Origin of the sequence: Kitasatospora sp. DSM 101779, from assembly GCF_025655475.1 — a bacterium.
GTDB lineage: Bacteria > Actinomycetota > Actinomycetes > Streptomycetales > Streptomycetaceae > Kitasatospora.
On sequence record NZ_JAHTIK010000001.1, the window covers coordinates 1,473,088 to 1,495,849 of the forward strand.

Annotated in this window: 22 protein-coding genes, 1 pseudogene and 1 riboswitch; of the genes and pseudogenes, 6 read left to right on the forward strand and 17 right to left on the reverse strand. The window is 74.3% G+C overall.

Annotation, left to right across the window (positions count from 1 at the left end; genetic code table 11):
- Positions 1–114 precede the first annotated feature (114 nt).
- Positions 115–1,719, forward strand: coding sequence for an FtsK/SpoIIIE domain-containing protein (locus KSNIM_RS06785; protein ID WP_263102318.1), 1,605 nt, complete (start codon positions 115–117; stop codon positions 1,717–1,719).
- 255 nt (positions 1,720–1,974) lie between these two features.
- Entirely contained in the window at positions 1,975–2,349 is a 375-nt protein-coding gene (locus KSNIM_RS06790; RefSeq protein WP_030276069.1) for an RNA polymerase-binding protein RbpA, read from the forward strand.
- A 174-nt stretch (positions 2,350–2,523) separates the two neighbouring features.
- On the opposite strand, the gene fxsA is transcribed toward KSNIM_RS06790, so the two are convergent.
- From fxsA to KSNIM_RS06820, 6 genes are all read right to left on the reverse strand, one after another.
- Positions 2,524–3,090, reverse strand: coding sequence for an FxsA family membrane protein (fxsA, locus tag KSNIM_RS06795; RefSeq protein WP_263102319.1), 567 nt, complete (start codon positions 3,088–3,090; stop codon positions 2,524–2,526).
- Between the two features lie 53 nt (positions 3,091–3,143).
- Entirely contained in the window at positions 3,144–4,799 is a 1,656-nt protein-coding gene (gene lnt, locus KSNIM_RS06800; protein WP_263102320.1) for an apolipoprotein N-acyltransferase, read from the reverse strand.
- 142 nt (positions 4,800–4,941) lie between these two features.
- Complete coding sequence (locus KSNIM_RS06805) at positions 4,942–5,790, reverse strand: phosphatase PAP2 family protein (RefSeq protein ID WP_263102321.1); 849 nt, start codon at positions 5,788–5,790, stop codon at positions 4,942–4,944.
- Positions 5,791–5,815: 25 nt separating this feature from the next.
- Positions 5,816–6,385, reverse strand: coding sequence for a TetR/AcrR family transcriptional regulator (locus KSNIM_RS06810; protein ID WP_263107855.1), 570 nt, complete (start codon positions 6,383–6,385; stop codon positions 5,816–5,818).
- A 267-nt stretch (positions 6,386–6,652) separates the two neighbouring features.
- Positions 6,653–8,266 carry an amidohydrolase gene (locus tag KSNIM_RS06815; protein WP_263102322.1) on the reverse strand — a complete coding sequence of 538 codons (1,614 nt, stop codon included), beginning with the start codon at positions 8,264–8,266 and terminating at the stop codon, positions 6,653–6,655.
- A 30-nt stretch (positions 8,267–8,296) separates the two neighbouring features.
- Positions 8,297–8,737 carry an Lrp/AsnC family transcriptional regulator gene (locus KSNIM_RS06820; protein WP_263102323.1) on the reverse strand — a complete coding sequence of 147 codons (441 nt, stop codon included), beginning with the start codon at positions 8,735–8,737 and terminating at the stop codon, positions 8,297–8,299.
- Between the two features lie 250 nt (positions 8,738–8,987).
- On the opposite strand from KSNIM_RS06820, the gene KSNIM_RS06825 reads away from it, so the two are divergent.
- The 4 genes from KSNIM_RS06825 to KSNIM_RS06840 all read left to right on the forward strand — a co-directional run bounded on the left by KSNIM_RS06825 (position 8,988) and on the right by KSNIM_RS06840 (position 13,532).
- The gene (locus KSNIM_RS06825; RefSeq protein WP_263102324.1) at positions 8,988–9,395 is read left to right on the forward strand and encodes a hypothetical protein; all 408 of its coding nucleotides are present in this window, start codon (positions 8,988–8,990) and stop codon (positions 9,393–9,395) included.
- Between the two features lie 468 nt (positions 9,396–9,863).
- A complete protein-coding gene (locus tag KSNIM_RS06830) occupies positions 9,864–10,451 on the forward strand; it encodes a uridine kinase (RefSeq protein ID WP_263102325.1) in 588 nt (195 codons plus the stop codon).
- Between the two features lie 390 nt (positions 10,452–10,841).
- The gene (locus KSNIM_RS06835; protein WP_263107856.1) at positions 10,842–12,746 is read left to right on the forward strand and encodes an AAA family ATPase; all 1,905 of its coding nucleotides are present in this window, start codon (positions 10,842–10,844) and stop codon (positions 12,744–12,746) included.
- A gap of 96 nt (positions 12,747–12,842) precedes the next feature.
- A complete protein-coding gene (locus KSNIM_RS06840; RefSeq protein WP_263102326.1) occupies positions 12,843–13,532 on the forward strand; it encodes a DUF1275 family protein in 690 nt (229 codons plus the stop codon).
- Between the two features lie 30 nt (positions 13,533–13,562).
- Here the strand turns inward: KSNIM_RS06840 and KSNIM_RS06845 are convergent, their stop codons facing one another.
- The 11 genes and pseudogenes from KSNIM_RS06845 to KSNIM_RS06895 all read right to left on the reverse strand — a co-directional run.
- Entirely contained in the window at positions 13,563–14,603 is a 1,041-nt protein-coding gene (locus KSNIM_RS06845; protein WP_263102327.1) for a hemolysin family protein, read from the reverse strand.
- A complete protein-coding gene (locus KSNIM_RS06850; protein ID WP_263102328.1) occupies positions 14,600–15,967 on the reverse strand; it encodes a hemolysin family protein in 1,368 nt (455 codons plus the stop codon). The genes KSNIM_RS06845 and KSNIM_RS06850 overlap by 4 nt, the downstream gene beginning before the upstream one ends.
- 187 nt (positions 15,968–16,154) lie before the next feature.
- Positions 16,155–16,601 carry a PH domain-containing protein gene (locus tag KSNIM_RS06855; RefSeq protein WP_263102329.1) on the reverse strand — a complete coding sequence of 149 codons (447 nt, stop codon included), beginning with the start codon at positions 16,599–16,601 and terminating at the stop codon, positions 16,155–16,157.
- 57 nt (positions 16,602–16,658) lie between these two features.
- Complete coding sequence (hisG, locus tag KSNIM_RS06860) at positions 16,659–17,507, reverse strand: ATP phosphoribosyltransferase (RefSeq protein WP_263102330.1); 849 nt, start codon at positions 17,505–17,507, stop codon at positions 16,659–16,661.
- Positions 17,508–17,552: 45 nt separating this feature from the next.
- On the reverse strand, positions 17,553–17,825 hold the full coding sequence (locus tag KSNIM_RS06865; RefSeq protein ID WP_263102331.1) for a phosphoribosyl-ATP diphosphatase: 273 nt from the start codon (positions 17,823–17,825) through the stop codon (positions 17,553–17,555).
- 83 nt (positions 17,826–17,908) lie between these two features.
- The gene (gene ribH, locus KSNIM_RS06870) at positions 17,909–18,394 is read right to left on the reverse strand and encodes a 6,7-dimethyl-8-ribityllumazine synthase (RefSeq protein WP_263102332.1); all 486 of its coding nucleotides are present in this window, start codon (positions 18,392–18,394) and stop codon (positions 17,909–17,911) included.
- 50 nt (positions 18,395–18,444) lie between these two features.
- Complete coding sequence (locus KSNIM_RS06875; protein ID WP_263102333.1) at positions 18,445–19,704, reverse strand: bifunctional 3,4-dihydroxy-2-butanone-4-phosphate synthase/GTP cyclohydrolase II; 1,260 nt, start codon at positions 19,702–19,704, stop codon at positions 18,445–18,447.
- On the reverse strand, positions 19,701–20,288 hold the full coding sequence (locus KSNIM_RS06880; protein WP_411543847.1) for a nicotinamide mononucleotide transporter family protein: 588 nt from the start codon (positions 20,286–20,288) through the stop codon (positions 19,701–19,703). The genes KSNIM_RS06875 and KSNIM_RS06880 overlap by 4 nt, the downstream gene beginning before the upstream one ends.
- A gap of 56 nt (positions 20,289–20,344) precedes the next feature.
- Positions 20,345–21,007, reverse strand: a complete 663-nt coding sequence (locus KSNIM_RS06885; protein ID WP_263102335.1) for a riboflavin synthase — start codon at positions 21,005–21,007, stop codon at positions 20,345–20,347.
- A gap of 160 nt (positions 21,008–21,167) precedes the next feature.
- Positions 21,168–21,295: riboswitch (FMN riboswitch) on the reverse strand.
- 174 nt (positions 21,296–21,469) lie between these two features.
- Positions 21,470–21,910: a hypothetical protein gene (locus KSNIM_RS06890; protein ID WP_263102336.1), complete on the reverse strand. Its 441-nt coding sequence runs from the start codon at positions 21,908–21,910 to the stop codon at positions 21,470–21,472.
- Between the two features lie 61 nt (positions 21,911–21,971).
- Positions 21,972–22,762 (reverse strand): annotated as a pseudogene (locus KSNIM_RS06895) (ATPase); the annotation flags it as partial.

A 22,762-nucleotide genomic window follows, 5' to 3' on the forward strand; every position in this document is an offset into this window, starting at 1 on the left:
CCGCGGCCCGGGAGCGGACCCCACCGCCCCGGGCCATCGCCCGTCCCACCCCCCGTTCCGTTTCTGCGCCACCGCCCCGCCCCCATCCCTGTCCCACCGCTCGGGGAGCCCGCCATGTCCCTCACCCGCCATCTCCACCGCGGCCGCGACCTCGCCCGCACCGCAGGCGACCACGCCGCCGACATGTTCGCGCCGCTCACGCTCATCGGCCGCGGTCTGCGCCACCACCTCGAGTGGACGAAGAGCCGCTGGGCCGCGACCCCCAAGGAACGGCGCGGTCCCACGCTGTTCCTGACCGCCGCCCTGGCGCTCGGCGTCTTCCTGCTGCCGCACGGCCTGCTGTTCACCCTGGCCGCCCTGATGGCCAGCGCCGCCTGGACCGGACGCCGCCCCAAGGCCGCGCCCGCGCCGGAGCCCGACGCCGCCGACCTGAAGCTCGCCGCGCTGTACGCCGCCCTCACCCCGTACCTCGCCGGGCCGGACGACATGAGCCCGCTCTACACCCTCGACGGCCACTACAAGAACGTCTTCGGCGGCTGGGAGTTCGACGCCGACGGCCGGCTCTCCGCGCTGGAGATCGCCTACCCCGCGTACTTCACCGACACCGAGCCGGCCGCCCGGGCGCGGATCGAGCAGGTCGTCCAGGGCAAGGCGGGCCGGGCCCGGGAGTACCGCTTCGACTGGGACGAGGAGTCCAACCGGCTGCGGGTCACCGCCCTCGCCCCGCTGGCCACCGACATCACCGCGCAGCGCTTCGTCACCGCGCCGGGCGAGATCGTGCTCGGCTTCACCGACGCACTCGGCAGCAGTCGCACCATCCCGGTCAACCAGGCGGGCACCGTCGCCCAGCAGCCGCCCGTGGTCTGGCGGGTCGGCCCGCGCAGCGCCGAGCCGCACCTGCTCGCGCTCGGCTCCGCCGGCTCCGGCACCTCCACCCTGCTGCGCTCGATCGCGCTGCAGGCGCTCCCGCACGGCGACCTGGTGGTGATCGACGGTGCCGGCACCGGCGAGCACGCCTGCCTGGTCAACCGGCCCGGCGTGCACACCGTCGAGACCAGCCTGCACGGCGCGGTCGCCGCTCTGGAGTGGGCTGCCAAGGAGACCGAGCGGCGGCTCGGCGTACTGAACGCGGCCCGGCACCACGGGGTGGCCGCCCCGGAGGAGGCCACCCGGCCGCTGTGGCTGCTGCTCGACCACCCCACGGAGCTCAGCGAGCTGGCCCAGGCCGAGGACCGCCCCGACCCGCAGGACCTGCTGGAGATCCCACTGCGGCACGGCCGCGCCGCCCGGGTCACCGTGGTCATCGCCGAGGGCGTGGAGGCGCTGGACCGGCTGCGCCCGACCGTCCGGGCCGCCACCCGCACCAAGGTGGTGCTCGGCCCGGTCACCCCGGACCTCGGCCGGGCCGCGCTCGGCGCCGCACTGGACATCACGCCGGCCGCGCACACCCCGGCCGGCCGCGGCTACGCCCGGGTCGGCGCCGCCGCCCCCGTGCGACTGCAGGTGCCCGCCACGGTGGACCCGCTCGACGAGGACGCGCCCGCCCAGCTGCGGGACGCGGTGATCGCCCTGCTGCCGCACCGGGACACCCGGACGGAGGCGGCCGCCCCGTCGTCCGCGCCGGCCTCGCCGGCCGGCCGGGCCGAGGACCTGGTCGCCGAGCTGGGCGTGGAACTCGGCAAGGACACCGGGTCGGTCCGGCCGCGGCCGGTCTGGTGAGCCGCGGCCGGTGGATCGGCCGATCGGGGAGCCCGGTGCGGCGTCCGAGTGATCGCTGTGTGCGCCAGGAGTGGCACGCAGGGTGACATCCCCGTCCAGATGTGACAAATCGGGCGCCGATGGGTACAAACGTGGGCGGCACGACAGGCGACGCATGTCCCCGGACGGGAATCTTCGTCGACGGCCGAGCGTTGACCGAACGACGAAGACAGCGACCACTAGTCCTGTGGGCCATAAGCCCGGGAGGCACGATTCATGAGCGAGCGAGCTCTCCGCGGCACGCGACTCGGGGCCACTAGCTACGAGACCGACCGTGGTATCGATCTGGCTCCCCGCCAGACCGTCGAGTACGCATGTCAGAACGGACACCGCTTCGAGGTCCCCTTCTCCGTGGAGGCGGAGATTCCCTCGGTGTGGGAGTGCCGCTTCTGCGGCCAGGAGGCCGTGCTCCTCGACGGTGAGGAGCCGGAGGAGAAGAAGACCAAGCCGACGCGTACCCATTGGGACATGCTGATGGAGCGTCGGACGCGCGAGGAGCTGGAGGAGGTGCTGGCCGAGCGGCTGGCCGTTCTCCGCTCCGGTGGCATGAACCTCGCGGTCCACCCGCGCGACAGCCGCAAGAGCGCGTGAGGTCCTCCCCCGGCGATGCCGGGGGCGGCACCGACAACCGTGAAGGGCCCGGACGAAGTCGTCCGGGCCCTTCGGCATGCCCGGATCCGGCCCGCAACAGGGGCACCGGAACAGGGAGAACAGCACGCCGATGCCCCCGGGCGGGCGGCCCGGGGGCATCGGGGGACGGTCTGCTCAGCCCGTGATCGGCGGGCGGTACTCGGTGTCCGGACCGGCGCCGGTGCCGGGCTCCACCACCTCGCCCTGGATCACCGTGCCGCCGGGGCGGTGGATGCGCAGCTGCTCCTGCAGCCGCATCGCGTCGGCGAAGCGGTCCTCACCGACCGGGGCCGTCGAGCGCAGCACGTCGCGCGCCGCCCGACGGGCGCCGGCCCGCCACAGTGCCCGCGTCGGCGGGAAGAGCAGCGTCAGCGCCAGCACGTCCGACAGGAAGCCCGGCACGATCAGCAGCACGCCCGCGAGGACCGTCATGGTCGTCGGTGTCTGCGCCTGCTTCGGCCGGGGGTCGCGGCTCTGCTCGACGGCCGCGGAGAAGGCCCGCAGCCCCGCGCGCTTGATCAGCCAGCCGCCGACGAAGACGCCGGCCAGCAGCAGCACCAGCACGCTGAACCAGCCGGCCGCGGAGGCCACCACCGTCACCAGCCAGATCTCCAGCACCAGCCAGGCGGCGACGAGCAGGGGAAGCACCCGGCGCAGCGTGCTGCGGCGCGCCGGCCGGGCCGTGGTTGCTTGCTGGGACACGGACGAATCCACTCCGAAGGTGCTCTCCCTCCGGCCGGACGCTCCGGCCGCGACTACGGCACCACCTGGTCCAACGGTTCCGCCGCCTCGGGTGTTCCGCCCGAACGTCGGCGGCGGACGGCGCCGCCGGCCACGACACCGCAGGCCAGCAGGCCCGCGACGGCCAGCGCCCACTCGGGTGCGGCGCCGACCCGGTCGGCCACCGTGCGGGAGTCGCGCAGCGGCACCGTGGCGTTCAGCACCGCCGGGGTGAGCTCCTTCGTCCGGGAGACCACCGAGCCGTCCGGGGCGATCACCGCGCTGATGCCGCTGGTCGCGGCGATCAGGACGGCCCGGCCGTGCTCGACGGCGCGCAGCCGGCTCATGGCGAGCTGCTGCTCGGTCTGGCCGGTGCGGTTGTAGGTGGCGTTGTTGGTCTGCACCACGATGACCCGGCCGCCGTCGTTGACGGTGTCGCGAACGATCTCGTCGTAGGCCACCTCGAAGCAGATGACGTCGCCGATCCGGGCCGGGCCGAGCTGCATCACGCCATTGTGGTCGCCCGGGTAGAAGTCGCGGGCGACCCGCTGCAGGCGCTCGATCACCTTGGAGAGCTCGGCGCGGAACGGCACGTACTCGCCGAACGGCACCGGGTGCTGCTTGGTGTAGGAGGCCCCGGGGCCGGTCGTCGGGTTCCAGACGATGCCCTCGTTCTGGACGTGCTGCGCGTCCGGGCCGTCCACCAGGGCGCCGACCAGGGTCGGCACGCCGACCGCCCGGACGGCCTGGTCGATCCGCTGATAGGCGGCGGGCTCGGAGAACGGGTCCAGGTCGGAGGCGTTCTCCGGCCAGATGACGACGTCCGGCTTGGGGGCCCGGCCGGCGGCGACGTCCGCGGCGAGCTTCTCCGTCTCGCTCGCGTGGTTGTCGAGGACCTGCATCGGGCGGCCCAGGAAGTCCATGCCGGGGTGCGGCACGTTCCCCTGCACCAGGGCCACCTTCACGGTGTCGTCGCCCTTCGTCGGCACCGGGACGACCAGACCGGCGAGCAGCGCGGCCACCGCGCCGAGGCCCGCCAGCGCGGCGGCCTTGGGCGAGCGGCACGGGCCCCGGCGGACCCGCAGGAGGGCCCAGGCCAGCAGGGTGCCGCAGAGCGCGACGGCGAAGGTCACCAGCGGGGCACCGCCCAGCGAGGCCAGCGGGGTGAAGGGGCTGGCGGTGTTCGCGAAGGCCAGCCGGCCCCACGGGAAGCCGCCGAGCGGCAGCCGGTCCCGGGCCCACTCCTGGGTCACCCACAGGCAGGCGGCCCACACCGGCCAGGCGCGCATCCGCGAGGTCGCGGCGAGGCCCGCGCCGAGGGCGGCGACGAACAGCGCCTCGATCACCGACAGGCCGACGGTGGCGTCCCAGCCGACCACCCGCAGCCAGGCCAGCAGACCGAGGAAGAACGGGAGGCCGAACGCGAACCCCGTCCAGGCGCCCTGGCGCAGTGTGCGGCCGCGGGTCAGCAGCGACAGCGCCGCGACGCCGACGATCGACAGCGGCCACAGGTCGTACGGCGGGAAGGCGGCGACCATCAGCAGACCGGCGAGCACGGCCAGGCCCGTCCTGGGCAGGCCCGCGCGGATGCGGGCCGGCCGCCCCGGGCGTGCGGGCCGCTCGGGCCGCGGGCGCGCGGCGGTGTCCGCCTCGTCCGCCACCGGCTGCTCCTGTTCCACCGGCAGTGCCACCTGTACACCGTCCCTCTGGCTGTACCGCCTGGTCCGTCGGTCCGCCCTGGTGGGCGGCCGTCCGAAGACGGTACCCCGGATCAGTGTGCCTCCGGAGGGTCGGGGGTGCGGCGGGGGCGCTCCCGGAGCCGTTGGGAAGAGGTCAGGAGGCGGCGGTGGCGGCGCGGGCGGGGGCGGCCGGGCCGCGCTGGCCGGGCAGCGGCGGCGGGGGCGCGGCGGAGGCGGGCGGGCGGAGCAGCAGCAGGGCGGCACCGGTGAGGGCGATCGCCACGATGCCGTCCAGCCAGTAGTGGTTGGCGGTGCCGACGACGACCAGATAGGTCACCGCGGGGTGCAGCAGCCAGAGCCAGCGCCAGCGGGAGCGGGTGGCCGCGATCAGACCGACCGCCACCGTCAGTGCCCACCCGACGTGCAGCGAGGGCATCGCCGCGAACTGGTTGGACAGGCTGTCGGTGGCCGGGTCGCCGTACACCGCCGGGCCGTACACCCGGGCGGTGTCGACGAGGCCGGTCGCCTCCAGCATCCGCGGCGGGGCCAGCGGCAGCAGCAGGTGCAGCGCCAGGCCGGCGCCGGTGAGGACGGTCAGCACCCGGCGTATCCACACGTAGTGCCCGGGGCGGCGCCAGTACGTCCAGAGCAGGAAGAGCACCGTGGCCGGGAAGTGCACCGTCGCGTAGAAGGCGTTCGCGGCGTGCACCAGCAGGTCGCTGTGGAGCAGCAGGTCCTGGATGTCCGCCTCGCCGGGGAGGTGCAGGGTCCGCTCCAGGTTCCACACGTCGGTGGCGTTGCGGAACGCCCGCGGGACGTGGCCCTCGGCGGCGACCCGGCCGAGCCGGTAGACGGTGTACAGGACGGCGATCAGGAGCAGCTCGCGGACGGGATGCGGGCGCGCCGGATTCGCCGGCGGAGAGGACTTCTCCGGGTGGACGGGCCTGTCCGCAGGGGCGGGCTGCTCGGTCGTGGCGGTCGGCGGCGGGTCGGCGGGTGGCAATGTCCGTCCTGGGGGGGGCTGGGAGTCAGAGGCCGAGGGCGGGGAGGACCACCGCTTCGACGTAGTGGGCGAGGTACTCCGCGTCGGCCTCGACGCCCTCCAGCAGCGGACGGGCCGCGAGGGCGCCCAGCACCATGTGCGGGACGAACGGTGCGGCCGGGCAGTCCGCGGCCAGCTCACCGCGGCGCACCCCGCGGTCGAGCATCGCGGCGAGGGCCGCCGTCTCGGGCTCGACGACGAGGGTGCGGAAGGCGCGGAGCAGGTCCGGGTCCCTGTGCATCGCCTGGCCGAGGGCACGCATCAGTGAGGCGTCCCGGAGGGAGGTCGTGCAGCGGATGCGGAGGAGTTCGCGGAGGTCGCCGCGGAGGGTGCCGGTGTCGACGTCGGCGGCGGTGATGGGGCGGCAACTGCGGAGGGCTGCCGCGACCAGCTCCGGCTTGCCGTTCCACTGACGGTAGAGCGTGGCCTTGCTGGAGCGGGTGCGGGCGGCGATCGCGTCCATGGTCAGCGCGTCGTACCCCGCCTCGCGGAGCAGCTCGATCACGGCGTCGTACAGCTCGCGCTCGCGCTCCTCGGTCAGACGGCTGCGGCGCACCTTCGGCTCGGCATCCGGCGCCATGGCGACCTCCCGGCGAACGGCACGGAACGAAACGGTTTCGTACTCACCCTACGCCTACGAAACAGGCCGAGGCACCAGGGGGCGCGGGGAACTGCGCGACATCGGAAGGAACCCGACCGGTGGTCCGGAACGGCGGTGCAACCGCTGTTCCGGAGCCGTTGGCGGATGTGCCCTTCCGTCTCGCGCAGTTCCCCGCGCCCCCATGTGGCCTTGCCGGTCCCGCTGGTTCGCCTCCCCGGCGTTTCAGGCCTGGTGGACGGTGCGGCCGCGGACGACGGTGCGGAGGCAGGTGGGGAGGGGGTGGCCGGGGGTGAGATCGGGGAGGCCGGGGGTGCCGGAGCGGGGGTCGGTGGACCAGCCGGCGACGCGGGAGTCGGGGGCCTGGACGACCAGGTCGTCGACCTCCCACACGGCGTAGCTGGCGACCGCGCCGGGCACCAGCACCCCGTCGGCGTCCCGGCCGAGGGCCCGCCAGCCGCCGCGGGTGTGGGCGGTGAAGGCGGCCCGGACGGAGATCCGGTGCTCCGGGGTCCGGTGGAATGCTGCGGCGCGGACGGTGCCCCACGGGTCGAGCGGGGTGACCGGGGCGTCCGAGCCGAAGGCCAGCGGGACGCCGGCCCGCAGCATCGCGGCGAAGGGGTTCAGGGCGGCGGCCCGCTCCGCGCCGAGCCGCTGGACGTACATGCCGTCGGGCCCGCCCCAGGCGGCGTCGAAGGCGGGCTGCACGGAGGCGGTGAGGCCGAGTTCAGCGAAGGCGGCGATGGACTTGTCGTCGAGGTGCTCGGCGTGTTCGACGCGGTGCCGCAGGGCGCGGACCCGGTCGAGTCCGACCCGGTCGGCGGCGGCGCGGACGCCCGCGACGACGGCGTCGACCGCGGCGTCGCCGATGGCGTGGAAGCCCGCCTGCAGTCCGGCCTCGGTACAGGCGGCGACGTGGTCGGCGATCTGGTCGGCCGTCAGGTAGGCGGTGCCGTGGACGGGGGCGTCGGCGGTGCCGGCGTCGCGGTAGGGGGCGTGCAGGCAGGCGGTGCGGGAGCCGAGCGCGCCGTCGACGAAGAGGTCGCCGCCGGCGCCGACCGCACCGAGCCGGCGGGCGGTGTCGATGCCGCCGAGTTCGCCCCAGTAGCCGAAGACCTCGGGCCCGTTGCCCTCGGCGGCGAGCGCGAGGAGTTCGGCGAGGTCGTCCTCGGAGGAGATGTCGGGTCCTGCGCACTCGTGCAGCGCGCCGATGCCGAGTGCGGCGGCGCGGGCGAGGGCGGCCTGCTGGGCGGTGCGGCGCTGAGCGGGGGTCAGGTGGGCGAGGGCGGTTCGGCGGACGGCGTGGTGGGCGTCGCGGCTGAGCGGGCCCTCGGCGTCGTGGCCGGGGAGGTCGGCGAGGCCTTCCGCGAGGGCGCGCAGGGCGGTGGTGGCGAGCGCCGAGTGCACGTCGGTGCGCGACAGGTAGGCGGGGGCGCCGGCGGTGGCGGCGTCGAGTTCGGCGAGCGTCGGCGGGCGGCCCTCGGGCCAGCCGCTCTCGTCCCAGCCGTGGCCGATGAGGACGCCGTCGGTGGTGCGCGCGGCGGCCGCGATCCGGTCGAGGGCCTCGGCGAGGGTGGGGCAACCGGTGAGGTCGAGGCCGGTCAGGGCGAGGCCGGTGGAGGTGGCGTGCACGTGGGCGTCGACGAAGGCCGGGGTGACCAGGGCACCGTGGAGCTCCACCACCTCGTCGGCGGTGTCGGCGTACGCCTCGGCGGCTCCGTCGCTGCCGACCCAGGCGATGTGTTCGCCCTCGACCAGCATGGCGGTCGCGAAGGGGTCGGCGGGGCTGTAGACGTTGCCGCCGCGCAGCAGCACGGTGCGGTTGGTGCGTTCGGTCATGGGCCCAGTCTGCACCCCGGGGGCGCCGGGTCAGAGCTTCGGGGGGCGCGCCTCGTACGGGGTGGAGAGGACGACGGTGGTGCGCGTGGAGACGCCTGCGGCGGAGCGGATGCGGGCGAGCAGGTCCTCCAGGTCGCCCGGGGCGCCGACGCGCACCTTGAGGATGTAGTTCTCGTCGCCGGCGACGCTGTGGCAGGCCTCGATCTCGGGGAGGCCGACGAGCCGCTCCGGGGTGTCGTCGGGGGCGCTCGGGTCGAAGGGCTTGACCGAGATGAAGGCGGTGAGCGCCAGGTCGACGGCCTCCGGGTCGATGATCGCGGTGTAGCCGCGGATCACCCCGCGCTGCTCGAGGCGGCGCACCCGCTGGTGCACCGCCGAGGTGGACAGGCCGGTGGCCTTGCCCAGGTCGGTGTAGCTCATCCTGCCGTCCTGCAGGAGCAGCTGGACGATGCGCTGGTCGAGATCCTCCACAACGCGCAAACCTACTCGATGGTGCACGGCCGCGTCGCCACCGCGTCGGCGCACCGTCCCGGCGGGTGCGCCGCGGCGGCCGGGGGGCGCACGGGGAGCGGGCCCGGCGGCACATGCCGCGGGAATGTGGCGAAGGCCACAGCCCGTGCATCACCGTGCGCCGTCATGCAGGGTTATGACCCCCCGTCGGCGGGAAGTGCTGGTGGTGGCCGGGGACGACGTAGGCCCGGCCCGATCCGAGGGGGATCACATGCCTGCAATTGACCACCGCCCGCGCAGCGAGGACGAGGAACGCACCGAGTTCGAGTACACCCTGGGGGTGGACCCGGGCGAGGCCGACACCTGGGAGATCGTCCGGGTGCACTGCCCGGCCTGCGACCGCCCGATCGCCCTGATCGGCGACGAGGAGCGGCTCCCGCAGCACGCCGTGCTGCCGACCGCCTGGCACCCCTTCTCCGCGGCGCTCTGCCCGGGCACCGGCACGCCGACCGACGAGCTCGCCGAGTGCGAGGAGCCGGCCGAGGACGGCGGCACCGGCCTGGCCGCGCTGCTCAGCCTCCCCGCCGAACTCGACTGGCGCACCCAGCCGTTCTCGCACGCCGGCGCGCCCGCCGACGGCCCCGCGCGGATCCCCGCGCAGCGTTCCCGCCGGCGCTGACCGCCCGGCGGAGGATCGCCGTGCCGGGCCGTCCGGCCCGGCCCGCTTCCCCGGCGGAGCCGTCTCCCCGGCGGGGTGCCGCGTGACCGCCGGCCGCTCCCGCGGCCGTCACCGTCCCCACGGTCGTGGGTGACTCCGCGGCACCGCTTTCCGTTCCCTCCGCTCGGCGGGGTCGTCCCGGGTCTCCCCCGCGCCCGCCGAGCGTTCCCCCCGACACGCCCGAACGCCGGCGGCCGGGCCCTCACCGGTTCGGACGAGGCCCCCGGTGGGGCTGTGCCGCGCCCGCGGGTGATCCGCGGCCCGGCGCGGTTGACGGGCCGGCCACGGCCCTCGCAGTGCGGGGCACCTCCGCCGGTCGGGCGGCACACGGCCGCTGCCCGCCGGCCGGGCGGGGCGCGTCCGGCACGCGGCGCGCGTGCCCCTCCGGGGTGTTCCGGTCCCGGTGGTGCACCGCCGTACGCTGGCCGCATGACGGAACTCGGTGATCTCGCGATCCGGCTGGCGGCACTGCCGCCGTCCCTGGGCCCGGTCCGGCTGGTCGCGGTCGACGGACACGCGGGCTCGGGCAAGACCAGCTTCGCCGACAAGCTCGCCGCCGAACTGGGCGGCGCCCCGGTGGTGCACCTGGACGACCTGGCCACGCACGAGGAGCCCTTCGGCTGGACGGGGCGGCTGCACGACCAGGTACTGGCCCCGTTCGCGCGCGGCGAGGACGCCTCCTACCCCGTGTACGACTGGGAGCGGCACCGCTTCGGCGAGCCCTGTACGGTGCCGGCCGCCCCCGTGGTGCTGGTGGAGGGGGTGGGCGCGGGCCGGCGCGCGGTGCGCCCGGTGCTCGCGCAGCTGGTGTGGATGGAGCTTGACGCCGCGTCCGCGAACGCCCGCGGGCTGCTGCGCGACGGCCCCGAACTGGCAGCGTTCTGGCAGAGCTGGATCCGCGCCGAGCGGGCTCATTTCGCCGGCGATCCGAGCCGGCCGCACGCCGATGTGACGGTCGACGGGATCACCGGGAGGATCGTCGGATGCACCCACGGTGAGCCCGCATCCCCCTCTTGACCTGGGGTATCGCCAGGATTTAAGTTCGTGGCGTCGCGAGATCGGTTGATTTCGCAACCTCTCGACACGGCATCTCCGGCTTGTTCCCCCGTGAGCCGGAGATGCCGTTCTGCGTTCGCGACCTCGTCGCCCGCCTCTCAACGACCGCGCTGCCACGGATATTTGACCCGGCGCGGCACCCTTCCGGATCAGCTCCGCCCCGGTACGATTCCAGGCAGGCGCGCATGCGCCCCGGGGGCTGCGCGAACTGACGGATGGTCCGTCCGGCGATCCGTCGGCCGACCGGGCCTCGATGCACACTGCGGGGGGCGTGGGGTGACGGTGGACAGCGGCAACGGTTCCGGCGGCACAGGACCGCACAGGCAGGCCGACCGGGCCTGGCTCAGGGCGATGGACGCGTACGCGGCGGGCTCCTACGCCCGCGCCGAGGAGGAGTTCCGCGCGGCCGTCCGGCTCGATCCGGGCATGGCCGACGCCTGGCTCGGACTGCACGCACTGCGCTGCGACACCTCCGGCGCACTGCTCGCGATGCACCGCCACCGGGCCCGGTTCGGCGAGCAGCGGCTGCGCCACCGGCGCCCGCTCAGCTCCTGGTACTGGCTCGGCTGGTGGGTGCAGCCGGTGCTGGAGGACGTCCGCGACCTGGCGCTCGCGCACGCCTCGCACTGGCTCGACGGCCGGCACCTGGCCGAGCTGGACCGCGCCCTGGCCGACTGCCCGCCGCCCGACGAGGACCCGTCGGTGCGCTTCCTGCACGCCTGCCGCTCCTACCTGGTGAAGGACTGGGAGCAGCTGATCCGGGACACCGACCGGCTGCTGGACGACCCGCTGCTGGGTATCGAGGCGGGCCTGTTCGGCGGCATGGCGAGAGTCAGGCTCGACATGTGCGCGCAGGCGCAGGCTCCGCTGGCCGCCTCGCTGGCGCGCTGCCGCTCGGAGCAGCCGCAGCGCAAGGAGCTGCGCTACTGGCTGGCCCGCGCCTACGAGGGGGCCGGCCGCAGCGCCGCCGCGCTGCCGCTGTACCGGGCGGTGCACCGGGCCGACCCGGCGTTCATGGACACCGCCGCCCGGCTCGCCGCGATCACCGCCGAGGACGCCGCGCTGGACGGGCTGATCGACCCGCTGGACGTCCCGGAGTCCTTCGACGGACCGGACGTGCTGGACACCCTGGAGACGGTGCCGGAGGCGGTCTCCCCGGCGGCCCAGCCGCCCGGCTTCGGGGAGCCGGCCGATCTGACGGACACCTCGGGCTTCGGCGGACTGATGGGCGGGCTGGGCCGGACCGAGCAGGGCGGGGCGGCCGCACCGGCGGCGGCCGAGCCGGTGGCGGAGCGCTCGGGCGCCGCCGAGGCGGCGTCGGCCGCTCCCCCGCGCACGCCCGGCGAGGCCGAGACGTCGGGCGGGCCGTCGCCCGCGGGCACCGCCGCGGCGAGCCTGCAGCAGGAGCTGGACGCGGCCCTCGCCGAGCTGGAACGGATGGTCGGCCTGGATCCGGTGAAGCGGCAGGTGCGGGCGCTCTCGGCGCAGCTGCGGATGGCCCGGTTGCGGGCCGAGCGGGGGCTGCCGGTGCAGCCGCCGAAGCGGCACTTCGTCTTCTCCGGACCGTCCGGCACCGGCAAGACGACGGTGGCGCGGATCCTCGGCCAGGTCTTCCACGCCCTCGGCCTGCTCTCCGGCGACCATCTGGTGGAGGCCCAACGAGCCGACCTGGTCGGTGAGTTCCTCGGGCAGACGGCGGTGAAGGCGAACGAGCTGATCGACTCGGCGCTGGACGGCGTGCTGTTCATCGACGAGGCGTACAGCCTGTCCAACTCCGGCTACAGCAAGGGCGACGCGTACGGCGACGAGGCGCTGCAGGTGCTGCTGAAGCGGGCCGAGGACAACCGGGACCGGCTGGTGGTGATCCTGGCCGGCTACCCGGAGGGGATGAACCGGCTGCTGGCGGCCAATCCCGGCCTCAACTCCCGGTTCACCACCCGGGTCGACTTCCCGAGCTACCGCCCCGGCGAGCTGACCGAGATCGGCCGCAGCCTGGCGCTGACGGGCGGTGACGGCTGGGACGAGGACGCCGCCGAGGAGCTCTCCTCGATCTGCGCCCACGTGGTCGCCGAGGGCTGGATAGACGAGCTCGGCAACGGCCGGTTCATCCGCACCCTCTACGAGAAGTCCTGCGCCTACCGCGATCTGCGGCTCAGCGCCCACCGCGACCTCCCCAGCCGGGAGGACCTCGCCACCCTCCGCCTGCCGGACCTGCTCCAGGCGTACGGCGAGCTCATCGACGGCCGTACCAGCTGAGCGCCTCCGCCCCGGGCCGTGGGCCTTTCCGGTGAGCGGCCGCGCACCGACGGCCGGTCTCCGCCGCCCCGCGCAGCCCGGCTGGTATCAACAAGGGTGCTCGCGACGACCCGGCGCCCCTCCCCGCAGACCGTGGCACTGCTCCTGCTGACGGCGGTCACCGGCATCGTCGAGGCCGCGAGCTTCCTGGGCCTCGGCCACGTGTACACCGCGGTGATGACCGGCAACATCCTCTTCCTGGGCTTCGGGCTCGGCGGCGCGCACGTGTCGGTGGCCGGGGCCGGGCTGGGCCTCGCCGCGTTCTCGCTGGGCGCGCTCTTCGGTCACCGGATCAACGAGGTGCTGGTGCGGCGGCACGGGGCGCTCTGGCCGCCGCCCGCGGTGGCCGGGGTCGGGCTGATGCTGGCGGCCGCCGCGGTGGCCGCGACCGGTCTGCCGGAGCAGCAGGACCTGCCCTCGGGCCGGGCACTGGTGGTGCTCGCCGTGCTGGCGCTGGCGATGGGCTGGCGGAACGCCATCGCGCTGCGGATCTCCGCCCCGGACCTGCCGACCACCGTGCTCACCCGCGGACTGACCGGCCTGCTGCGGGTGCACGCGGAGATGGACTCGCGCGAGCGGGCCGCCTCCGCGGTGGTCGTGATGTGCGCCGGGGCGGCACTCGGCGCCCTGCTGCTGCGGGCCGGGCCGGCCGCTCCGCTGGCGGCCGGCGCGGCCGTGGAGCTCGCCTCCGCCGTGGTGTTCGCCGTGTACGGCGGGCGGGAGAAGGCAGCCGGCCCCGTGCGGTGAGCACGGGGCCGGCGGATCGGGGTGCGCCCCCTACAGGGCCGCGCTGCGGTGGTCCGGGTCGTGGACCTCGCCGACCAGCTCCTCCAGGACGTCCTCCAGGGCGACCAGGCCGAGCTGGCGGCCGTCGGCGTCGACGACGGCCGCCAGGTGGGCGGCGGCCCGGCGCATGGCGCCGAGCGCGTCGTCCAGCGGCAGTCCGGCGCGCAGCTCGGGGATCGGGCGACGGAGCCGGTCGGGCATCGCCGCGTCCGGGTCCTCCACGTCGAGGACGTCCTTGACGTGCAGGTAGCCGAGCACGGTGTCGGCGGCGTCGACCACCGGGAACCGGGAGAAGCCGGTGCGGACGGCGAGCCGTTCGATCTCCCGGGCGGTCACCCCGGCCGGCACGGTGACCAGCTGGTCGGGCTTCAGCAGCACCTCGGTGACCGGCCGCTCGCCGAGTTCGAGGGCGTCCTCCAGCCGCTCCTGGCGCTGCTCGTCGAGCAGTCCTGCGTCGGCGGAGTCGGCCAGCAGGTGCAGCAGCTGCTCGCTGTTGAAGACCGACTCGACCTCGTCCTTGGCGTCGACCTTGAACAGGCGCAGGACGGCGTTGGCGAAGGCGTTCAGGAAGGCGATGAACGGGCGGAGGATCCGGGCGAGGCGGTCGAGCGGCGGGCCGAGCCAGAGCGCGGCCTTCTCCGGGCCGGCGAGGGCGATGTTCTTGGGCACCATCTCGCCGACCACCATGTGCAGGAAGACCACGACGGCGAGCGAGACCGCGTAGCTGAGCGGGTGCATCAGCGACTCGGGCACGCCGACCGCGTGGAAGGGGTCGTGCAGCAGGTGGGCGATGGTCGGCTCGGCGAGGGCACCGAGGCCCAGCGAGCAGACGGTGATGCCGAGCTGGGCCGCGGCGAGCATCGCGGAGACGTTGGACAGGGCGTGCAGCACGGTGCGGGCGCGCCGGTTGCCGGACTCGGCGAGCGGCTCGATCTGGCTGCGGCGCACCGAGATGACGGCGAACTCGGCGCCGACGAAGAACGCGTTGCCGAGCAGCAGCAGGATCGCTGCGGCCAGTTGGAGGAAGGTCATCGGCCCTTCCCCCCGTCCTTGCCGTCCTTGCCGCCCTTGCCGTCGTCGCCCGCGAGGTCGGGGTCGGTCCGCTGGATCCGGACCCGGCCGGTGCGGTGCCGGTCGACGGCGAGCACGGTGAAGCGCCAGCCGGGCAGTTCGGCGGTGTCGCCGACGGCGGGCAGCTTGCCGAGCAGGTCGGCGAGCAGGCCGCCGAGCGTCTCGTAGGGGCCCTCGGGGGCCTGCAGGCCGATGATCTCCAGCTGGCCGGTCCGGGTGAGGCCGTCGGCCTCCCAGACGGGCAGGCCGTTCTCCGGCGGCATCGGCCGCAGGTCGGGCTCGTCGGCGGGGTCGTGCTCGTCCTGTACCTCGCCGACGATCTCCTCGACGATGTCCTCGACGGTGACGACGCCGGCGGTTCCGCCGTACTCGTCGACCACGACGGCCATCGGCTGCTGGCGGCGCAGCCGGTCGAGCAGTTGCTCGGCCGGCAGGGTCTCGGGGACGAGCAGCGGCGCCGAGGCGAGGTGGGCGACGCGGGTGTGCCCGCGGCGGTCCTCGGGCACGGCGAGCGCGTCCTTGAGCGTGACGGTGCCGGTGATCTCGTCCAGGTTGTGCACGTACACCGGGAAGCGGGACAGGCCGGTGGCGCGGACGAGGTTGACGACGTCGGCGGCGGTGGCGTCGTGGTGCAGGGCGACCACGTCGATCCGCGGTGTCATCACGGACTCGGCGGTGAGCCGGCCGAGGCCGAAGGTGCGGACGAAGAGGGTCGCGGACTGCTGGTCTATGGCGCCCGCGCGGGCGGAGTGCCGGGCCAGCGCGACGAGTTCGGCGGGCGTGCGGGCGTGGCCCAGCTCCTCCTGCGGTTCGATGCCGAGCGCGCGGACCATCTTGTCCGCGGAGCCGTTCAGGAAGCTGATCAGCGGGCGGCAGGCGGCCGAGAAGGCGCGCTGCGGGCCGACGACCGCGTAGGCGACCTGGAGCGGTCGGGAGATCGCCCAGTTCTTCGGGACGAGCTCGCCGATGACCATCTGCAGCACGGTGGCGCCGATCATGCCGATGACGACGGCGGCGCCGCGGGCGGCCGCGTCGGACAGGCCGATCGCGGTGAACACGGGCGAGAGGATCACGGAGAGCGCGGGCTCGGCGAGCATGCCGACCACCAGGGAGGTGATGGTGATGCCGAGCTGGGCTCCGGAGAGCTGGAACGACAGGTGCCGCAGGGCCCTGGAGAGGCTGCGGGCCCGGAGGTCGCCGGCCTTGGCGGCGCGTTCGACGGTGCCGCGCTCCACGGTCACGAAGGCGAACTCTGCGGCCACGAAGAGGCCGTTCGCGAGGATGAGCAGGAAGGCCGCGAGCAACAACAGCCAGGCGGTGGTCATCGGGCCGCCTGACTTCCGAGGGTCGGACGCAGGGCGGCGCGGGTACTACCGGACGGATCGTCCATGGATGGGGAGAGTCACTCCTCAGGTCGTTCGGGGGGTGGCGGGCACTTTTGCCCCGGCTTTACCAGCCGTCACCAGCCTAGACGATACCGAACGAGTGTAGGGATCCCGCCTCCGCGGACCGTCAGCGACGCGCCGTCCCGCGCTCGTCCACGAGGTCGCGCAGCGTCCGGGCGGCGGTGATCGCCTGCTCCCGGCCGGCGGCGGGCTGGATGCCGACCGCGGCGAGCGAGGTGCCGTCGGCGAGGTCGAGGATCACCCAGGGGTCTCCGGCCCGCAGGTTGACCCGGACGATCTCGGGCCAGGCGAGGCGGCGGCTGCGGACGAAGTTGACCACCGTGACGCCGTTCTCGTCGGCGCTCACCCGGGGCCGGGCGAGCATCAGGCCGACGCCGGCGAAGAGCAGCCCGCTGACCACCATCATGGCGCGGTCGTTGGTGTGCCAGTTCGCCGGGAGGATGACGGCGAGCACGGTGAAGACGATCACCAGGACGGCGCAGAGCGGCAGCAGCACGTAGCGGTTGCGGCGCGGCGACCAGGTCACCGGGAGGGCGGCGGCGGGGGTGGACAACGGGGTGGCTCCATGGCGCGGGGCGGGGGCCGGCCGGCCCCCGCCCGGAAGGTTCGGTCAGAGGCGGCAGGCGTGGATGTTGGTGACCAGGATGGCGCGGGCGCCGATCCCCCACAGGTCGTCCATGATCCGCTGGGCCTCCTTGCGGAGCACCATGGACCGGACGGCCACCCAGCCCTCGGTGTGCAGCGGCGAGACGGTCGGCGACTCCAGGCCCGGGGTCAGCGCGACGGCCTCGCCCACCTTCTCGGCGCGGATGTCGTAGTCCATCAGCACGTACCGGCGGGCCACCAGCACGCCCTGGAGGCGGCGCAGGAACTGCTCGACGCCCGCGTCGTCACCGGCACCCTTGGGGCGGATCACCACGGAGTCGGAGACCAGGATCGGGTCGCCGAACACCTCCAGGCCGGCGTTGCGCAGGCTGGTGCCGGTCTCGACGACATCGGCGATGACGTCGGCGACACCGAGCTGCACGGCCGTCTCGACCGCGCCGTCCAGCTTGGTGACGGTGGCCTTCACCCCGCGCTCGGCGAGGTGCTGCTCCACCAGGCCGGTGTAGGAGGTGGCGATCCGCATGCCCTCCAGACCCTGCACGTCCTCGACCTGCACGCCGAGCGGGCGGGCGAAGCGGAAGGTGGAGCCGCCGAAGCCGAGGGCCAGCACCTCCTCGGCGTCCGCACCGGAGTCGAGCAGCAGGTCGCGGCCGGTGATGCCGACGTCGAGCCGGCCGGAGCCGACGTAGACGGCGATGTCCCGCGGCCGCAGGAAGAAGAACTCGACCTGGTTCTCCGGGTCGACCAGCACCAGTTCCTTCGGGTCCTTGCGCTGGCGGTAGCCGGCCTCATGCAGCATCTCCGCCGCGGGACCCGAGAGAGAACCCTTGTTGGGAACGGCGATGCGGAGCATGGGAGATGAGTCCTTCACTGTGGGAGGGTGGCTGGCACGGTGCGGTCAGAGGTGGGCGTACACGTCGTCGAGCGTCAGCCCGCGGGCGATCATCATCACCTGAAGGTGGTAGAGGAGCTGGGAGATCTCCTCGGCCGTCTGCTCGTCCGACTGGAACTCGGCGGCCATCCAGACCTCGGCGGCCTCCTCGACGACCTTCTTGCCGATCGCATGGACGCCCTGCTGGACGAGCTGCGCGGTGCGGGAGGACGAGGGGTCGCCGTCGGCGGCCTTCTGCTGGAGCTCGGCGAAGAGCTCCTCGAATGTCTTCGAAGCCATGATGACCTCACCATACGGGGTACGGGCTGACCGACGGTAAACGGTTCCGGACCGTGGACAGTCCGGTGGGACAATCCCCCGTTCTACCGCCAGGGCTCGCTGACGCCCCGCAGCGCCACGGCGGTGGCGACGGCTGCGGTGACCGCTTCGTGGCCCTTGTCCTCGGCCGAGTCGGGCAGGCCGGCGCGGTCCAGCGCCTGCTGCTCGTTGTCACAGGTCAGCACGCCGAAGCCGACCGGGACGCCGGTGTCCACCGCGACCTGGGTCAGGCCCATGGTCGCGGCCTCGCAGACGTAGTCGAAGTGCGGGGTGCCGCCGCGGATGACCACGCCGAGGGCGACCACGGCGTCGTAGCCGCGCCCGGCGAGGTGCTTGGCGGCGACCGGCAGCTCGAAGGTGCCGGGCACCCGCAGCACGGTCGGCTCCTCGATGCCGAGCTCCTTGAGGGCGCGGTGGGCGCCGTCCAGCAGGCCGTTCATCACCTGGTCGTGCCACTGCGCGGCGATCACCGCGACCCGCAGGTCGGCGCAGTTCTTGATGGTCAGCTCGGGGGCTCCGTGGCCGCTCACGTCGTACTTCCTCTGTCTCGAAGGCTGTGCTGGTGGTGGTGCGGGGTTGCTCAGGAGTCGGCGTCGAGCCACGGCAGGTCGTGGCCCATCCGGTCCCGCTTGGTGCGCAGGTAGCGCTCGTTGTGCTCGCCGACCCGGGTCTCGACGGGCAGCCGGCCCTTCACCTTGAGGCCGTGCTCGGTGAGCGCGTTCTGCTTGTGCGGGTTGTTGGTCAGCAGGGTGAGCGATCGGACGCCGAGGTCGGCGAGCATCTGCGCGCCGATCGAGTAGTCCCGGGCGTCGGCCGGCAGGCCGAGGTCCAGGTTGGCGTCGACGGTGTCGCGGCCCTGCTCCTGCAGCTCGTAGGCGCGCAGCTTGTGGCTGAGGCCGATGCCGCGGCCCTCGTGCCCGCGCAGGTAGAGGACGACGCCGCGGCCGGCCTCGGCGACCTGGCGCAGCGAGGCCTGCAGCTGCGGGCCGCAGTCGCAGCGCAGCGAGCCGAGCACGTCACCGGTGAGGCACTCGGAGTGCAGCCGGACGAGGACGTCCTCGCCCTCGGGCAGGCGGCCGTCGGCGTCGAGGCCGCCGGCGACCAGCGCGAGGTGCTCGACACCGTCGATGGTGCCCCTGTAGCCGACGGCGGTGAAGTCGCCGTACTCGGTGGGCAGGGCGGTGACGGCGGCCCGGTCGACGTGCAGCTCGGTGCGGCGGCGGTAGGCGATCAGGTCCTCGATGGAGATGATCGCGAGGCCGTGCTCGCGGGCGAAGGCGACGAGTTCGGGCAGCCGGGCCATGGTGCCGTCGTCGTTGACGACCTCGGCGATGGCGCCCGCCGGGGCGAGGCCGGCCAGCCGGGCGAGGTCGACGGCGGCCTCGGTGTGGCCGGGGCGGACGAGGACGCCGCCGTCCACCGCGCGCAGCGGGAAGACGTGGCCGGGGCGGGTGAGGTCGGCGGGCTCGGTGCCGGGCGAGGAGAGCAGCCGGATGGTGCGGGCGCGGTCGGCGGCGGAGATGCCGGTGTCCACGCCGTCCCGGGCGTCGACGGAGATGCTGTAGGCGGTGCCCTTGCGGTCCTCGTTGACGGCGGTCATCGGCGGCAGCTTGAGCCGGTCGAGCTCCTCGCCGGTCATCGGGGCGCAGATCACGCCGGAGCTGTAGCGGATGGTGAAGGCGAGGAGTTCGGGGGTCGCGGCGGAGGCGGCGAAGACGATGTCGCCCTCGTTCTCGCGGTCCTCGTCGTCGACCACGATCACCGCGCGGCCGAGGGCGATGTCGGCGATGGCGCGCTCGACCGGGTCGAGGGCGAGCTCGTCGGGGTGCTGGATGGTCATGCCGTGACTCCCTGCGGGACGTTGGCGGTCGAGGGACGGGCCGTACGGGTGCTCAGCCACCAGGCGCGCAGGCCGAGCAGCACCAGCACGAAGTAGATGGCGAAGGTGAGGGCGGAGAAGACGTAGCCGTGGGTGTAGGAGTACGGGACGCCGATCAGGTCGACGGCGATCCAGGCGAACCAGAACTCCACCCAGCCGCGGGCCTGGGCGACCATCGCCGTCAATGTGCCGACGAAGATGTAGGCGTCCAGCCAGGGGGCCCAGGACAGCTTCGGGAAGGCCATGAACAGGCCCGCCACGGCGGCGGTGCCGAGCGCGGCGCCCGCCACCAGCAGGGCGCGCTCGCGCCAGGAGGCGAACCGGACGGCGATCGCGCCGCCGTCGCGCCGGCCGCGCTGCCACCGGGCCCAGCCCCAGGCCGCGGTGACGATGACGATCAGCTGCTTGCCGACCATGCCGGGGGCCTGCCCGCCGAGGAAGGCGGCGACCAGCACGGCGCCGGCGAGCAGCTGCACCGGCCAGCTGAGCACCGAGCGGCGCCAGCCGAGGGCGAGCGCGGCCAGGCCGAGCAGGTTGCCGATCATGTCGGCCCACTTCACCGGCTCGCCGAAGGCGGTGAAGGCGACGGAGGTCAGCGCGCTCACGAGGCGTCCTTCGCGAGGTGGTCGGGCAGGGTGCGGGTGTCGAGCAGCCGCTCGACGTACTTCGCGAGGACGTCCACCTCGAGGTTGACCGGGTCGCCGACGGCCTTGGTGCCGAGGGTGGTCAGTTCGAGGGTGGCGGGGATCAGCGAGACGCTGAAGGAGTCGAGGGCCGCGTCGACGACCGTCAGGCTGACGCCGTCCACGGTGATCGAGCCCTTCTCGACCAGGTACCGGGTGATGGACTGCGGCAGTGAGAAGCGCAGCACCTCCCAGCGGGGGTTGCCGTCGGCGTCGAGGTCGCCGGGGGCGCGGGAGAGCAGCTCGCCGGTGGCGTCGACGTGCCCCTGGACGAGGTGTCCGCCGAGCCGGGCGCCGAGCGCCATGGCCCGTTCCAGGTTGACCCGCGAGCCGGGCCGCAGGGCGCCGAGGCTGGAGCGGTGCAGCGTCTCGGCCATCACGTCGGCGCTGAACTCGCCGGTCTCTGCGGCCAGTTCCTCGGAGCTGTCGACGACGGTCAGGCAGACGCCGTTGACCGCGATGGAGTCGCCGTGCTTCGCACCGGAACAGACCACCGGGCCGCGCAGGCGGATACGCGAGGAGTCGCCGATCTCCTCGATGGAGACGACCTCGCCGAGCTCTTCGATGATGCCGGTGAACACCCGGGTACTCCTCGCGCTTAGGGGCGCGGACTCCGGGGCGGCACGGGAGATGACGCGGACAGCACGGAGAGGAGGAACCCGGCTCCGGCACCGTCGCCGAAGAGAGCTCTCCTGCACACTCACCACGGCCCGTCGCCGGGCCATGGACCTGCTCGTCCGCCGCGCACGCCTCCCATCCGGACTTTAACCGTCGGTCCAGGAATTTCACCTGGTCAACCGGCCGCTGGCTGCGGACGGGTCGCGGACTGTAACCGCCGGTTCGGATTTTCACCGACCCCGGAGTGCGCTGAACGTCACTACTACTGCCGCCATTCTGCCATGATCGGCCGCGTAGCAGCAGGGGGTGGGGCTGTGGTCTGTTTCACTCGGCGACCGGCCGGTCACGGGAATAGACCGGCCGGTCGCGGCGGCGGCTGCGGGCAGACGCTCCGCCGGCCCTGAGGGCGCGTCAACGCCGGGACCTCAGGGGCGGATCAGCTGCACCTCCTCGGCGTGCCGGCGCTGCTGCGCCGAGTCCCAGTCGCCGGTGCAGTAGACCGAGATCGCCGAGATCGCGCCGTCCCGGACGTCGATGCGCATCAGTTCGCGGCAGTACCAGTGGTCGCCGCCGGCCTCCCAGCGCTCCTCGACCTCGATGAGGAAGCCGGTCTCCGTCCGGTCGATCCGGCTGCGCGGCACGGTGCCGGTCGCCGGGTGGCCTGCCCGGCGCAGCGCGGTCACGCCCTCGGGTCCGGTGGCCTGCAGGCGCCACTGCGGCACGGTCAGGTCGCAGAACACGTCGGGGGCGAACAGGCCCTGCGGCGGCACGCCGGTCTGCAGGAAGTCCACCAGCAGGCCGGCGAGCCGGCGGACGGTCTCCTCGTCGGGGGTGGTGGTCGCCGGGCGGGCGGTGGTGGTGGTCATGGTGTCCTCCTCGGGCTGTTGCTCCTGCCCCGGGGGCGTGAGATCGGACGGCACGGTGATCTCACAGCCGCCACGGCGGCGCCTGCTCGGGCCGGTACTCGCAGAAGGTGCCGGTCCGGACGGCCGCCTGCAGGTGCCGGCCGAGCTCCGGATGCACCGCGGTGATCCGGGACACCGCCGTCCGGATCCGGGCGGTGACGGCCGTGCGCGCCCGCTCCGCGGCCGACCCGGTGCGGCGTGCCCGCCCGCCGAGCCCGTACGCGGCGGACAGCTGCCCGAGCAGGGCGTCCTGCTCGACGGCGAGCCGGGCGGAGCGTTCGGCGTCCCCCGCGGCGTCCGCCTCCTCGGTCTCCTCGGCGAGCTCGCGCAGCCGCCGGCGGTACGCGGCACGTGCCGTGGCGTCGATCAACTCGCCCGTGTCGGCGGGACGGTGGAGGCCGCCGTGGTCCCGGCCCGGATGTCCGACGGTCACGGCGGTGGCGAGGTCGAGGGCCGGTACCGGGGTGCCGGGACGGGCGAGCAGCACGGCGAGATCGCGCAGGCCCTTGCTGTCGGGCAGCCCGGCCTCGCGTCCGGCGTAGCGCAGCAGCCATCGACCGCCGTCGAAGCGGAACACGGCCGGCGCCCCGACGGGCTCGGACGACTCTGCGGCCGGTGCCGGTGCCGGTGCCGAGGTGGGTGTCGGCGCGGGCTCGGGCATGCCCGCAGCGGCGGCGAGGGTACGGGCGGCGGCCGCGTGGCGGTCCGCGGCGGCTCGGTCGCCGGCCGCCGCGGCGAGCAGTGCCCGGTTGTGGTCGACCGGCCCGCGGACGGCGGCGCCGATGCCCTCGACGGCGAACAGTCCGGCGTACG

Bases quoted from the DNA above. Each gene is read 5' to 3' on its own strand.
- KSNIM_RS06785 (WP_263102318.1), top strand. From the start codon at position 115: ATGTCCCTCACCCGCCATCTCCACCGCGGCCGCGACCTCGCCCGCACC.
- KSNIM_RS06790 (WP_030276069.1), top strand. From the start codon at position 1,975: ATGAGCGAGCGAGCTCTCCGCGGCACGCGACTCGGGGCCACTAGCTAC.
- KSNIM_RS06815 (WP_263102322.1), bottom strand. From the start codon at position 8,266: ATGACCGAACGCACCAACCGCACCGTGCTGCTGCGCGGCGGCAACGTC.
- KSNIM_RS06825 (WP_263102324.1), top strand. From the start codon at position 8,988: ATGCCTGCAATTGACCACCGCCCGCGCAGCGAGGACGAGGAACGCACC.
- KSNIM_RS06830 (WP_263102325.1), top strand. From the start codon at position 9,864: ATGACGGAACTCGGTGATCTCGCGATCCGGCTGGCGGCACTGCCGCCG.
- KSNIM_RS06835 (WP_263107856.1), top strand. From the start codon at position 10,842: ATGGACGCGTACGCGGCGGGCTCCTACGCCCGCGCCGAGGAGGAGTTC.
- KSNIM_RS06845 (WP_263102327.1), bottom strand. From the start codon at position 14,603: ATGACCTTCCTCCAACTGGCCGCAGCGATCCTGCTGCTGCTCGGCAAC.
- KSNIM_RS06850 (WP_263102328.1), bottom strand. From the start codon at position 15,967: ATGACCACCGCCTGGCTGTTGTTGCTCGCGGCCTTCCTGCTCATCCTC.
- hisG (WP_263102330.1), bottom strand. From the start codon at position 17,507: ATGCTCCGCATCGCCGTTCCCAACAAGGGTTCTCTCTCGGGTCCCGCG.
- KSNIM_RS06865 (WP_263102331.1), bottom strand. From the start codon at position 17,825: ATGGCTTCGAAGACATTCGAGGAGCTCTTCGCCGAGCTCCAGCAGAAG.
- KSNIM_RS06875 (WP_263102333.1), bottom strand. From the start codon at position 19,704: ATGACCATCCAGCACCCCGACGAGCTCGCCCTCGACCCGGTCGAGCGC.
- KSNIM_RS06880 (WP_411543847.1), bottom strand. From the start codon at position 20,288: ATGATCGGCAACCTGCTCGGCCTGGCCGCGCTCGCCCTCGGCTGGCGC.
- KSNIM_RS06890 (WP_263102336.1), bottom strand. From the start codon at position 21,910: ATGACCACCACCACCGCCCGCCCGGCGACCACCACCCCCGACGAGGAG.